Here is a 14,120-nt window from a genome sequence, read left to right as displayed (position 1 = left end):
AATAGCTGAACGGTTTGAAGATTATGCAACGCAGGTATTTGTAGAAATTCAGAATATAATTAATGAAAAAAACAAGGGGAAAGTTTTGATTCAGATCATTGTTTTTAGTCAAGACGAAGAGCAGCTTTTCTCCGGGCTGGCCGGACTTTTGAAAACCGCTCAGCTTGAGCATCCAAGACTGGTTGGACAGTTGATTGAGGTGGAACCGGAGGAAACGGCGGAAGGGATCGTAGCAAAGTTGAGGACTGACAGGCGGAGCGCGATTGACAGCCATATTCGTTATCAGGACAATAAACGCTGGGTTGCTGGCTGGAGTGAAGTTAAAACTTCCCCGGAAAACGTAGGACTTCCCTGGAAAGAGCAGGGAGTTTATTTAATTACGGGAGGAGCCGGAGGTCTGGGGCTTATTTTTGCCAGAGAAATTACGCAGCGGGTTAAGAATGCTACCCTGATACTCACAGGACGTTCTGTGCTTACAGAGAACAAGCAAGCTCAACTACGGGAATTGGAGGTTTTGGGGGCAAAAGTCGTATACAGGCAAGTGGATGTTACTCAAGCGAAGGCAGTTGCTGAATTAATTCAGAATATCCGGGCAGAATTCGGGACTATCCATGGCGTTATTCACAGTGCGGGGGTGATTCGAGACAATCTAATCATCAAAAAACATAAGGAAGAAATGCAGGAAGTTCTGGCGCCCAAGGTCACCGGATTAGTGAACTTGGACCAGGCAACGAAAGCTTTGCCGCTTGACTTTTTTATTCTCTTTTCTTCGGTAACCGGAGCATTTGGCAATATAGGGCAATGCGATTACGCAGTTGGCAACGCCTTTATGGATACCTACGTCAAGTACCGTAATGTCTTAGCGGATTCAGGCCAGCGTCGGGGACAGACTCTGTCAATCAACTGGCCGTTATGGAAAGAAGGCGGGATGAGAATTGATGCAGTAGCTGCAAAGAGAATGCGGCAAAGCATGGGGCTAGTTGCGATGCAGACTGCAACTGGTATTAAAGCCTTGTATCAGGGCCTTGCGTTAGGTTGTGGTCAGGCGGCAGTGATGGAAGGTGATCTTAAACGAATTCGTGAAGTCTTCTTAGGAGAAGTGATCAATACGGATACAACGGAATCGCTTTGTACCAATGAAAGCAAAGACGTTACGGCAATTGGAGAGAATTGGCTCAGAGAAAAAGTCGTGGATTTTCTCAAACAGCTTATTTCTGCTGTTATCAAGTTACCGGCAGACCGCTTGGAAGAGGATGCCCCTATGGAAAAATACGGTATTGATTCAATAATGATTATGCAATTAACTGATCGATTGGAAAAAACGTTTGGGACATTGGAGAAGACCCTATTTTTTGAATACCAAAGTATCCAGGAATTAAGTGTTTATTTTCTGGAATCGTATCGCGAGCAGCTCCTTCGCTTGTTTGCAACAGAGAGTGAGGTGGCCGCAACGATGAATGATCACAGGCGCTTTGCCGCTGAGACAGAACCTGTAAAAAAATCCCTTAGCAGCCGTAGACGATCCGGGATTGCCTCTTTCCGGACGGAATCACGGGAGGAAAAAGCAATGGGGGCCTTAGACATTGCTATCATTGGTGTCGCGGGCCGTTATCCTCAGGCGGGCAATATGAAAGAATTCTGGGAGAATCTGCGTGATGGCCGGGATTGTATCACTGAAATACCTTCTTCAAGATGGGAGTACGGCCGTTATTATACCCAGGAAAAAGATTCAATAGGGACAATGTATTCCAAGTGGGGCGGGTTTTTAGCTGATATTGATAAGTTTGATTCGCTGCTCTTTAATATTGCGCCCTTGGACGCCCCGCGGATTGATCCTCAGGAAAGGCTTTTTTTGGAGACTGTATGGGAGACTATGGAGGATGCCGGTTATACCAGGACCGGATTAGGAAAGCATGCCAAAGTGGGTGTGTTCGTCGGGGTCATGTGGGGCGAATATCAGCTGTTAGGGGGCGGCGGCATTCGGGAAGCGTTTGCGCCGCCAACAGCATCGTTTGCCTCAATTGCTAACCGTGTTTCCTATTTTTATAACTTTCATGGTCCGAGTATTGCCTTGGATACCATGTGTTCGTCTTCGTTAACAGCTATTCATTTAGCCTGCCATAGCATCCAGCGAGGCGATTGTGAGATGGCGATTGCTGGCGGGGTTAATCTTTCCTTACATCCCAATAAATATATTCAGTTAAGCCAAAATCGGTTTTTATCCAGTGACGGTCGTTGTCGCAGCTTTGGTGAGGGTGGGGATGGATACGTACCTGGTGAGGGCGTAGGAGCTGTTCTATTAAAACCATTAGCAAAAGCAGTTGCGGATCAAGACCAGATTTACGCAGTAATAAAAGATGTCTCTATCAACCATGGGGGTAAAAGCAACGGATACTCCGTCCCCAATTTAAACGCTCAAGCTGAACTGATCGACGAATCTTTGCAGAAAGCGCAAGTAGACCCTCGCACAATTACCTATATTGAAGCACAAGGAACAGGAACATCATTAGGCGATCCCATTGAAATTGGAGGATTAACCAAGGCCTATCGTAATTTTACCCAAGACAAGCAGTATTGCTTGGTCGGATCGGTGAAATCCAATATTGGGCATTTGGAGGCAGCGGCAGGAATTGCTGCTCTAACTAAAACACTACTGCAGTTTAAGTATAAACAAATCGTTCCTTCATTACATTCAGCGAAGCTTAATCCGAACATTAATTTTGATCATTCACCGTTCTATGTACAGCAAAAGTTAAGTGAATGGAATTCACTGGTGGTAAACAGAAACGGCATTTCCAGCCCGCTTCCCCGCAGAGCGGCTGTTAATGCGTTTGGCGCTGGTGGAGCAAATGCTCATATGATTTTGGAAGAATATCAAAGTATACCAAAAGCTGAGAATCAGCTACCTGCCTTATCACAAATTATGGTGCTCTCAGCAAGAACCAAAAATTGTTTGTATGAATACGCAAAGCGGTTATGCAACTTTTGTAGCAATGCATCAGACCAAGAAGCAGAGTTGGATATCGCAGACATGGTATATACTCTGCATGTCGGGCGGGAATCTATGCAGGAAAGGCTGGCGATTATCGGAGCGACATTGGCTGATTTTATTGCTGGATTAACAAGCTTTTTGCAGAGGCCGGAAGATTTGGCGGACCAGAATACCATTTTTTACGGATGTGCAACCGGCGCGTCACAATTATTGCATAAAGAAGCGCCTGGAGACAGACTTCTACACAGGCTGGTCGAACAACGTGACTTAATAGAATTAGGCAAGTTATGGGTTGACGGCGCTGCGGTACCATGGGAAAAACTGTACGACGGCAAGGCAGTGCGGAGAATTTCCTTGCCGACTTATCCATTTGAACGAAAAGCCTATTGGATTTTAGAAAATAATCATCATTCGATGCCAGCTGCGGAATCTCTTCGTTTGCCATCAACTCCAGGCAATAACCGGTTAGGTCAATTGCCAATTTTAAATAATTTTGAAGAACCGGTTAAAGATTTGGAACTTGAGTCAGATGTTGTTAGAAGATCATATGGTGACGAAGTTGTTCCTAAGCGTGTAATACCTGCTGAATATAGCGTAGCGGTAAGAATGGATACCGGTTATGATGACGTTGAAAATTTAATTAGTCATATCGTTGTGCAAAATTTAGGCATGGAACAAAATGAATTGAACATAGACATTGATTTGGGGATATATGGACTTGATTCCTTTACCCGAATTAGAATTATTAATGATATCCAAAGAGAATTCGGTGATATAGTTGTCTCCCCTGAAGTTATTTTTGAACAAAATACAGTAAAAAAACTGGCAAAGTATATTGAAGGTGAAATTAAGCAAGGTTATCCTGCGATTTCTAAAGCAAAAGCTAGAGATGAATCAATAATAGGAAATGAACATAACGTAATAAGTCCCGGAATGAAAGATGGTAGGCGGCTAAATTCTGTAAAAAGCCAATACCCTTTATTGCCGAATGATACGTTTGGGCTCAAGACAAACAATATTTTATTAAACGGTGTTACCGGTGTTTTGGGGAGCAGGCTTGTTTGCGAGTACCTGGAAAGGACAGATAGTATGCTTTTTTGCTTGGTGAGGGCGAAAAATACTGGGCAAGCAAAGCAAAGAATTCGGGCCATGTTAGAGGTGTATGATCCTGAGCTCAGCTTATTATCAGAATTTGACCGCCGGGTAATTCCGGTTTTGGGAGATATAACCAAGCCTTATCTGGGTATGGAACCTGAGTCATACGAAGAGTTAGCCAGTCGAATTGATATGGTTGTGCATAGCGCTGCGAAAAAGAGCCTTCACGGGGTATATAGTGAGGTAAAGGCGGTAAATGTTGATGGTACACAAAACATGGTTGACTTTGCCTTAAGAACCAAACAAAAATATTTCATTCATATTTCCACAGTTTACGCCATTATGGGTGAGTGCAAGGAAAAAGAGGGCAGGACTTTTAAAGAGAGTGACTTTGAGCTGGAACAAAAGTTCGGAAATTTAGGCTATTCCAGATCAAAGTTTGAAGCGGAAAAAATAGTTCGTTCTACACAGGATTTGAAATGGATCATCATGCGGTCCGGGTACATCATGGGGGATAGTCACAAAGGATACTATCCTTTAAATATGACTGGGATACCCGATGTTTTTTACGATTTCATAAAAACGACAATCGAGTTGGAAATGGCAGTAAATAGCCCTTGGTATTGGGATATAACGCCTGTTGATTATATTAGCCGGAGTATTGTATGGCTTAGTACATCCTTAAAAGATATAAAGCAAACATATCACTTATCAAATCCCGACTATAAAACAAGTAAAGATATTGCTGCCATTATCAGCAAATTGGGCTATCCAATCAAATTTGTCAGTGAGGAGGAGTATAAGAATTTTTTACGCAGAAAAGGCAATCGTTATCGTTCCATAATCACTGAACTGATCTTGTTTAACCCGGCATTAATACAAAACTCATATGCCGATACCACCTATACCACAAAAATATTAGCGCAAGCCGGTATTTATTGCCCTGAAATTGATGAAAAGCTAATTGCGACATATTTAGATTATTGTATTAAGGTCGGTTATCTGAAAGACATCAGACAGAGGGATTTTGAGAGCCAGCAGGTGCAACTGCCGAAGTCAAATACAAGATAACGATAGGGGGAGAAACATGGATAATATTACAAAAGAAGTTTTTTCTGAGGGTTTGGAAGTTGGGTCTGTATCTGTAAAATGGACTCGGAGAATGCCTTCGGGAAAATTGTTGATGGATATGGTGCGGCATGATGGAAACCCGATGGAAAAATTTTTAGAAATTTTATCACACAATGCTACCAAAAACAAAGTTAAATTGGTGGTTACCGGCCAGGCCGCAAAGGAATTTTTTAATTTACCATACCGGTCTGAATCAGAATGCATAGAAAGAGCACTGAAACATTTGAATTTGAAACCTGATCTTTTACTTTCGCTTGGCGGAGAGAATTTCAGCATTATTACGTTAAGAGACGGGCAAATAAGAAATATTATTCCTTCATCAAAATGTGCTGCCGGAACAGGGGAATTTATTGTCCAGCAATTCCAAAGAATGGGTTTGACACTGGAAAGTGGGATTCAGGAGAGCCTGAACGGAAAAGTGGTAGATTTGGCGACCCGTTGTTCTGTACATTGCAAATCTGATGCAACGCATAAGCTTAATAAGGGGGAATGCAGCCGTTCGGATATTGCTAAATCACTGATCAATGATTTAGGGAAAAAAGTCTATAAAATGGTCGAGGCGGCCCGGTGGCAATCACGGTCTATTGTGGTTATAGGAGGTCTTGCATTAAATAAACCCTTTATTGAACACTTAAGAGAATTATTTAAAGATTCAGAGTTGAAAGTTTTGAATGAAAGTCCTTGTTTTGAGGCTTTGGGGGCTTCTCTTTTAGCTAGCGAACTGTCTTCTGAGGATGCTGTTTTTTATTCAGCAATCAGCTGCAAGACGGTCCAGGAACCTATTCGTATGCCGCCTCTCAGGACTGCCGAAAGCCTTCTGGATTACCGGGTGAAGTCTGGTTATGTCCGGACAGTTAAGGAAGGTGCCTCTTATATTATGGGAGTTGACGCAGGTTCGACTACTACTAAGGCAATCTTATTTAATCAGTTAAAAGGGACAATTGATGCGAGCTGCTACTTGCGGACTCATGGAAACCCGGAGACTGCGGTGAAACATTGCCTTCAAGACTTGATTAGACAAGTTGGTGAAAAAAAAATCAATATTGTGCAAATTGCAGTCACTGGATCCGGCAGAGGTATTGTTTCCGTTTTTTTTAACAATTGTCCCAGCTTTAACGAGATATTAGCTCATGCCAGAGCAGCTGTTCAGGAAGTACCGGACGTGGATACGGTATTTGAAATCGGCGGGCAAGATTCAAAGTATATTTCGTTTCTAAACGGTATTCCAATTGATTATGCCATGAATGACGGTTGTTCGGCCGGGACAGGGAGTTTCCTGGAGGAATCAATTGCTGTAGGTATGAGCATTGCCGTTGGGGAAATAAGCAAACGGGCTGAGGACAGCTTTAAGCCGATTGCCTTTGGGGAAAGGTGCGCCGCTTTTATCAATACTGATTTACGCAGTGCCCTGCAGCAAGGAGCGCCTCGGGAAGATGTCATCGCAGGTCTTGTTTATTCGATTATCCGGAACTATATCTCTCGGTTAGTCGGTGTGAGAACCGTGGGGCATAGGTTGTTATTCCAAGGTGGAGTTGCCTTGAATAGATCTGTTGCGTTGGCGATAGCGTCATTAACGCAACGCAAAGTAGTTGTGCCTTCATATCCCGAGTTAATGGGTTGTGTCGGCAGTTGCCTGATGGCCCAGGATATGCTTAACGAAGGAAGTCTCCGGGCAAAAAACTATGACTTGAAAGAGTTGCTGAAAGGAACGATGGAGATAAAAGGGACATTCCGTTGTTCCGCCTGTGAAAATAAATGTGAAATCAAAAAGATTGAGGTCCGGAATAAGGAATATCCATTTGGCGGTCTTTGTTCCAAGTATGAGGTGAAAGAAAAGCAAAAACGGCTAAAAAATGAAGGACAGGATTTGATTGCGGTTCGCAATCATCTGATGTTCGAAAAATACGGGGCCGAAACATTACGGCAGCCGCGGGGAAGAATAGGTGTCCCTTTAGCTTTAACTACGTATGAATTCTATCCTTTTTACGCTAAACTAATCAATGAATTGGGGTTTAATGTCGTTTTATCCAGCATATCAAAGGAAGGCAACTCAAAAACATTAGGACCTATTTGCTATCCATGTGAAATCGCACATGGAGGAGTATATGATTTAATAAATCAAGGTGTCGATTACCTGTTTTTCCCCCATGTCTTGGCCGGAGAGAGCCCGGATCATCATTTGCATAGTTATATTTGTGGTAATGCCGCAATTATTCCCGATTTGATTCGAATTGCTTCCAAGATAGACGAAGACAAGCTGTTGCAGCCCCCAATCGCTTTTTCAGACGAATTAAAAGAAACCTCACTTAACCAGATTGGAAAATTATCGGATAAATTGGGAATGAATAAAGGCAGCGTGTTAAAAGCTGGTCAACGTGCATTAGCTCACTATGAGTCATTTAGGACGGAATTTGAACAGTTTAAAAAGAAAAATTTGAATAAAATACTTGCAGAACCAACGGTTATTCTAGCAGGAAGACCCTATGTGATTTGTTCATCTGAGGCCAATTTGGCTTTGCCCCGGAAAATAGTTAGTAGAGGATATAATGTTATCACTGTGGATATGTTGCCCAATTTTACAGATAAAGTGATTTCTAGCGATGGTGTTTGGTATTTTACCCGACAGATTATAAATGCGATTCATTATGCCAAACAATTCCCCCACCTTTTTGTTTGCTTAGTATCCTGTTTTTCTTGTATACCTGATGCCAGTATGTATCATCTATTTCGCCGTGAATTGGCGGGCGAAGTATTTTGCTATTTAGAAATTGACTCCCATACCGCTCATGCCGGCTTTGAAACCCGTGTAGGTGCTTTCTTGGATATTGTTGAACTAAACGGGCGGAAAATTCCCCAAAGTCCAGTAAACTTTAAAATTGGAGGATAAATAAATGATGGGATCAAGTTTTAGAAAAGCTGCTTTTTCAGACGATTTTACCTCTATCATTGACTCTAATGGCAATAAAATTAAAATCAGTGATCAGCGTGTGAAACATATTTGGCCGTTTAGTGAGAATATGTTTAATGCCACACCTTTTGTTAGGAGCATTTTTGAAAACCGGGGCTGGCATTTTAGATTTTTAGAACCATCCTTTGATATAATGCATTATTCTAAAATGTTATGTTCTGGTAAGGAATGTCCTTCACTTAATTTGCTTGCGGGAATGTATTATGAGGATATTGCGAAAAACTATGTTAATCATAATGATATTTTTGTTTATTGGGGTGTTGAACATGCCTGTCCTTGTCAAATTGGGGCTTGGCCTAATGTTTGGGAGCTTTTTTCAGAAAGGATAGGAAAGAATAATGTTATTTACTCAGCCTTTGTTACTCTGGAAAACAATTTTCTTGGGCGAGGGTTAGGATTCGGTACAGATCTGCTGAAAGCATTTATTTTGGGTGATTTATTCGATGAAGCGGAATGTGTTTTGAAAACAATCGCCGTCAATAAAGAGGAAGCTTTAAAGGTATTTAAAGAAGAAACCCTGAAAGTTGTTCCTAGCTTTCATAAGGGAATGAAGTCGCTTGAACGTTCATTGCAAGAATGGGCTGATAATATAAATAAAATTCCTTTAAAAGCTACACTGAACGAAACGCCTAAGGTTTTGTTATTTGGCGGAGGCGCTATGGTTTTTTTAAGGGGACCTTTAACTGAATATTGTTGTCAACAAGGAGTTATTCCCAAAATCGTAGGATTCCATGAATTTCTTCTCTATCTGTTCTCAGATTGCGCAAGGACTTACGGATTTAAGAAGGGGTATGATAGCCTGGATCAACAATTTAATCTGGCTCCACTTATCTTTTCGTTATTTAATCCAAAGCAAAATATAGGTGAAACCAAACTTGCGATGTATTCGTATTCTACCTTGATTTTTGCTAATTCTATGAACAAACGGCTCAGGAAAGCGCTTCAAGGGTCAGGTATTGTTTATGATAAACATGTATCGTATATAAATATCTTAAAAGAAGGCCATCGTTTTATAAACAACAATGTTTTTTCGGAAGCAGCTGTCGCAATAGGGAAGTATATAAATTCTATTCAGACAGATGTTTTCGACGGATTAGTTAATATCGCTTTGTTTACCTGTCAGCCATCGATGCATGGGCTATCTTTTGTTCGCACCTTATCTCATCAATATACTATTCCCTTTACTGGTCTGGAATTAGAAGGACCCTGGTTATCCGCAAATCATCTTCGTTTATTAGAAAATGTGGTATTTCAAGCAAGACGCTTACGGGAAATGAAAAATTCGCGAACAACAATAACTGACTGTTTGCTATAAACGGTAATCCATAACTTCCATCTGAAGTATTGCGGGAGAACTTTCCTGTTAGATAGCAGAATATTCTGTTGATTTTTTATTTACAGTATATAGTACTTAAGGATATAATAGGAAGTAGATTTACTGGTACTCTGTAAACGGTGAAATTATACACTTAATTTGATATAAGACCCGGGAAGAAATGATGAGTATCGTGAAATTAAGCGATAGCGATTTTGATTAATAAGGGAATCAAAAAGAAAAGAGGCGAATATAATGAATTTTCAATCTGGATGTGTTCCGCCAGAGCAGACGGATGGGCCGGCATTTTGGTTTTTGTTCCAGCAAAATAAGTTATTGGTAAAAAAGGAGGATGGGAGTTTTGCGATTCCAGCTTCGGATGATCTTGATCTTCATAGGATCAAACTTACCAATCGGCATTACATTGGCAAAATAGGTGAACAGGCCTGCTATACGGCAACCTACCCTGCTGCCCAATTGGCGCCCGGTAAAATGGAGTTTCAAGGTCTTATGGAGTTATATGGTCACATAGAAGAAATGATGTTCAGGGTGGCAGGTTGTGCAACACAGATCGTTACATGGGATGAGACCCATAAATTCTGCGGGAAATGCGGCAAATCTACCGAGACTAAAGCTGGTGAACGAGCTAAATTGTGCCCGAAATGCGGCTATCTGTCTTTTCCCCGTTTATCTCCGGCTGTAATATTATCAATCACCAAGGGTGACAGGATTCTTTTAGTAAAGAATCTAAAAACTGATTTTTATACTGTTGTCGCCGGCTTTGTGGAATCAGGAGAAACGCTGGAAGAGTGTCTGAAAAGGGAAGTCCGGGAAGAGGTGGGGATTGAAATAAAAAACATCGCTTATTTTGGAAGTCAGCCGTGGCCGTTTCCCCATTCCCTGATGATTGCCTTTACCGCGGAATATGACAGTGGTGATCTTAGCGTAGAACATAATGAGCTTCTCCATGCCGACTGGTACGCAATTGATGATATCCCAGGCATTAAGCTAAAGCCTATTCCCTTCAGCATTGCCAGGCAGTTAATTGGTTCGTTTATAGAAACTAACAAACAAGCTTAGTTTGAATGAATGATTACAGGGGCAGGGTTAGGTATATAACCTTGCCTTTTTGTTTTTAACTTAGATAGGAGCTTGGCGAGGAATATTAAAAGCATCCAATGGGGTTTATAGACGGAGGTAGTTGCTATTTTGATGCGCAAAGTGCAGAAAATCAATCAAGCAAGCTTACCTCCAGTTTATATGCTATGAATGAGGACGCTGGCGGGAGGAGATAAGCATGCGAATTTCCAATAATACTTCCGGTCTGGAAGTGTAAACCAACTAAATGTTGCGATGAAAAACAGGTGTTATGTAAAGAAATTTGGAGTAACTACCAGGAGCGGCGCAAGCCGCTATTTCTTTTTGCAGTTTGATACTGGTTATACTCGCTATTTTTATATTCTCATAGGTTTTGGCGTCAAAACTCTAAAATATTAAAAAGCCTTCCAGGAATATATCCTGGAAGGCTTGAATTTACTGGTGCCGAAGGCCGGACTCGAACCGGCACGTGGGGCTACCACGCTTGATTTTGAGTCAAGTGCGTCTGCCAATTCCGCCACTTCGGCATTGCTGATTTATTACTGTCCGCAACCGGACAATTGATATAATATCACATTTAAAAGAATGTTGTCAAGCCTGTTTATGATAAACTGCAGCCAATATTACGTTAAGTAAACAAAAACTGCGTTAAATGTAAATATATGTAATTTATTCAATAAAATGTAATTTTAGATAAGTTAAGCAGCAAATTTGATTTTACTTACCGGCAATTATTGTTGAATCATGCCAGGGAAGCTTTTGGCATTCACGGTTAATCGAGAGAGAAAATGTGATATTGTCGATTTTTTGCCGCCTAAAAGGAATAAATGCGGTTATTATGTCGTTTTTTTACGAAAAGTTATTAGACTATTTTAGCAGGAAATACATTTATTTACAAGAACTTTATTTATACGATTACACATCAGGCATATTTCGACCACTGAATAATTACAAATGACAGTTTTTGTGTAGTTCCAAACTCGGCGTAAGCCGGGTTTTCTAATCACCAACCGGACTAAACAAAATGGAGAGTGACGTAAGATGTATTCAACAGCAGCGTTAAGCAACAAAGTGGTATGTCTTCGGGACGATGAATATAAAGAGTACTTTGAGGCTACCACGACCGGCGTTATTTATCTGGATGGGGCAATGCGCATTAAGAATCTTAATCGTGAGGCTGAACGGATTTGTTCTACCGACCGCGCTAAAATTTTGGGGAAGCGGGCGAATGTGGTGTTTGACGGCTACGGAGAAAATTTTCTTAAAATATTCTCCATTGGTGAATTTGATGATCTCAATACCACCAATCTTAAAGTGAAAATCAAAGACCAGTATGTTTATCTGCATGTGGATACACTGAAACTGCTTGATTCTTCAGGGGCTGTCAGCGGCATGATTGTGATCATGCAGGATGTTTCAGCCGTCCGGGCGGCAATAAAACAAATTCAGACAACACAAATGCTGATGTCCTTGGGCGAATTGGCCGCCGGTGTTGCCCATCATGTGCGAACGCCGTTAACTACGATCAGCGGCTACCTGCAAGTGATGGTTAATCGTCTGGAAGACGACAAGTATACCGTCAGGCGGGATATTTTAGAGACCATGCTGGATGAAGTGTCTTACATTAACGGTGTGGTAAAGGAATTGGTCATGTTCGCCAAACCGGCGGTGGAGAAACAGCCGGGAGCCGATATTAACAGAGTGCTGGAAGAAGCGCTGTTGTTGACTTTTAAACAGTTAGGCGGTGAGAAGATTACAATTCAAAAGCAACTGGCCAAGGATTTGCCCACCATCTGTGCTGACAGCAACCTGTTGCAGCAGGCAATGGTCAATATTATGCAAAACGCGATGGAAGCCATGCCGGAGGATGGTGTTTTAACGGTTAAGTCCTGGCTCAACGCCGAAATTAACATGCTGGTCATAGCGATTCATGATACCGGACCCGGAGTAGTGGCGGAAATGCTGCCCAGAATTTTTGAACCGTTTTATACCACCAAGCTGGACCGGATGGGTCTGGGGCTTCCGGTGGCGCACCGTATCGTAGCAGAACATGGCGGCTTTATCAATATCAGCGTTAATGATAACGGCGGCACCAAAGTTCACGTATATATCCCGCTGTTTGACGATAAGGTCCGTCATCTCGCGGTAGTACACCAGCAAATTTTAAATCTGCAATAGTCCTTAAAAGCTGCATACGCACTGAGCATCCTTCATATCTTCTTAATGTCGTATTAATTTGCAAAAGAAGGGATGCTTGTGTGTGTGCAAAAGGGCTTGTTTTGCATGGTCTTATTGGCTTTTATTCTAGTCGTGGCGCCGGTTGGCGCGCAGCAGCTTCAACTGCCCGGTTCCCCCTCTGTTGTCATTAATCTGCCTAGCCGGACGTTGGAATTATATGCCGGCCAACAACTAGTCAAAGTGTACCCGGTAGCGATTGGCAAGCCGGTCACGCCAACGCCGCTGGGCAATTATACAATCACGGAGAAGGAGATGAATCCCGCCTGGATACCGCCTGGGGGCGGGGTTATTGTGCAGTCCGGACCGGATAACCCGCTTGGTTACCGCTGGATGGGGTTTTTACCTCTATACGGCATCCATGGAACGAATGCGCCGTGGACTGTCGGCCTGACCGTTTCCAATGGCTGCATACGCATGCAGGAAGCTGACGCTGAGGAACTATACGAAATCATTCGATATGGCACGCCGGTGGACATTACCTACGACCGTGTTAAAATAAGGATTGATGACCGGGGGCAGGCGTCGATCGGCATTTATCCTGATGTGTATGGCTACCGGGAAATCGATCTTGCCGAAGTATATCGCAAGCTGGCTGCTTCTGGTTTAGCGGGGATGGCAAGTGAGCAGTTTTTGCAAAGGCAGGTACAGGAAGAGCCGGATAAACAAGTGGTATTTGCCCGTTTTTTTCAACTGAAAATGAATGGCAGGCTTTTATCCGAACGCGGCGTAATTGTGGATGACACCTTGTATATCCCGATATGGCCGGTTGCGGCGGCCAGGCACAGCAATGTTGTCTGGAATGCCCGGACCGGCATCGTTCAAGGGGCGCAGCAGTCTGTGCCGGGACGGGTGATGGGTGATGTGATTTACGTTACTTTAGATCATCTGAATCAACTTTACAACGGTCAAAAGGTTTGGAATGAAAAGGAGAATTATCTGGAAATAAATCAAGGCAAGGTAATGTTGAATGGTAAATTCTTAACGAACGATATCAGGATATTGGGAAATGTGCTGGCAATTCCGGTCGAACAGCTTGCGGATGCTTTGGGGCTTAAGTATAGCTGGGATACTATCAGGAAACGCCTCCGGATCAATCAGCTGGTTATACCAATTGGTATGATCGGCAATCAGCCTTATATCCAAATTACTAAAATTAACGAGTTTTTTCAAACCTTTGTTTATTGGGACGAAAGCCGCCAAACACTGGAATTAACGTATCCGTTCCCCGGTTGAAAGAAGCCCCTGTCAGCGAAAATGGCAGGGGTTTCTACGCAGGTGCTTTT

6 protein-coding genes and 1 tRNA gene are annotated in these 14,120 nt (G+C 42.5%); 6 read left to right on the top strand and 1 reads right to left on the bottom strand.

Annotated elements, in window-relative coordinates; all coding sequences use genetic code 11:
* Positions 1-85: 85 nt before the first annotated feature.
* The 4 genes from BLR06_RS17700 (at position 86) to nudC (ending at position 10,581) form a co-directional block, all read left to right on the top strand.
* Positions 86-5,158 carry an SDR family NAD(P)-dependent oxidoreductase gene (locus tag BLR06_RS17700; RefSeq protein WP_217636936.1) on the top strand — a complete coding sequence of 1,691 codons (5,073 nt, stop codon included), beginning with the start codon at positions 86-88 and terminating at the stop codon, positions 5,156-5,158.
* A 16-nt stretch (positions 5,159-5,174) separates the two neighbouring features.
* The gene (locus BLR06_RS17695) at positions 5,175-8,105 is read left to right on the top strand and encodes an acyl-CoA dehydratase activase (RefSeq protein WP_092074916.1); all 2,931 of its coding nucleotides are present in this window, start codon (positions 5,175-5,177) and stop codon (positions 8,103-8,105) included.
* 4 nt (positions 8,106-8,109) lie between these two features.
* Positions 8,110-9,501 carry a hypothetical protein gene (locus BLR06_RS17690; protein ID WP_092074915.1) on the top strand — a complete coding sequence of 464 codons (1,392 nt, stop codon included), beginning with the start codon at positions 8,110-8,112 and terminating at the stop codon, positions 9,499-9,501.
* 255 nt (positions 9,502-9,756) lie between these two features.
* Positions 9,757-10,581, top strand: coding sequence for an NAD(+) diphosphatase (gene nudC, locus BLR06_RS17685; RefSeq protein WP_092074914.1), 825 nt, complete (start codon positions 9,757-9,759; stop codon positions 10,579-10,581).
* A 457-nt stretch (positions 10,582-11,038) separates the two neighbouring features.
* Here nudC and BLR06_RS17680 read toward each other — a convergent pair.
* A tRNA-Leu gene (locus tag BLR06_RS17680) sits at positions 11,039-11,126 on the bottom strand.
* Positions 11,127-11,640: 514 nt separating this feature from the next.
* Between BLR06_RS17680 and BLR06_RS17675 the strand changes: the two genes are divergently transcribed.
* Complete coding sequence (locus BLR06_RS17675) at positions 11,641-12,777, top strand: two-component system sensor histidine kinase NtrB (protein ID WP_092074913.1); 1,137 nt, start codon at positions 11,641-11,643, stop codon at positions 12,775-12,777.
* 78 nt (positions 12,778-12,855) lie between these two features.
* A complete protein-coding gene (locus tag BLR06_RS17670; protein ID WP_245698223.1) occupies positions 12,856-14,070 on the top strand; it encodes a L,D-transpeptidase in 1,215 nt (404 codons plus the stop codon).
* The last annotated feature ends 50 nt before the right edge of the window (positions 14,071-14,120 follow it).

This window comes from Dendrosporobacter quercicolus, assembly GCF_900104455.1.
Taxonomy (GTDB): domain Bacteria; phylum Bacillota; class Negativicutes; order DSM-1736; family Dendrosporobacteraceae; genus Dendrosporobacter; species Dendrosporobacter quercicolus.
This window is presented reverse-complemented; position numbering and strand designations above follow the sequence as displayed.

What these genes read in the sequence shown, in the direction of transcription:
- BLR06_RS17690 (WP_092074915.1), top strand. Translation starts at nt 8,110, where the DNA reads ATGATGGGATCAAGTTTTAGAAAAGCTGCTTTTTCAGACGATTTTACC.
- BLR06_RS17675 (WP_092074913.1), top strand. Translation starts at nt 11,641, where the DNA reads ATGTATTCAACAGCAGCGTTAAGCAACAAAGTGGTATGTCTTCGGGAC.
- nudC (WP_092074914.1), top strand. Translation starts at nt 9,757, where the DNA reads ATGAATTTTCAATCTGGATGTGTTCCGCCAGAGCAGACGGATGGGCCG.
- BLR06_RS17695 (WP_092074916.1), top strand. Translation starts at nt 5,175, where the DNA reads ATGGATAATATTACAAAAGAAGTTTTTTCTGAGGGTTTGGAAGTTGGG.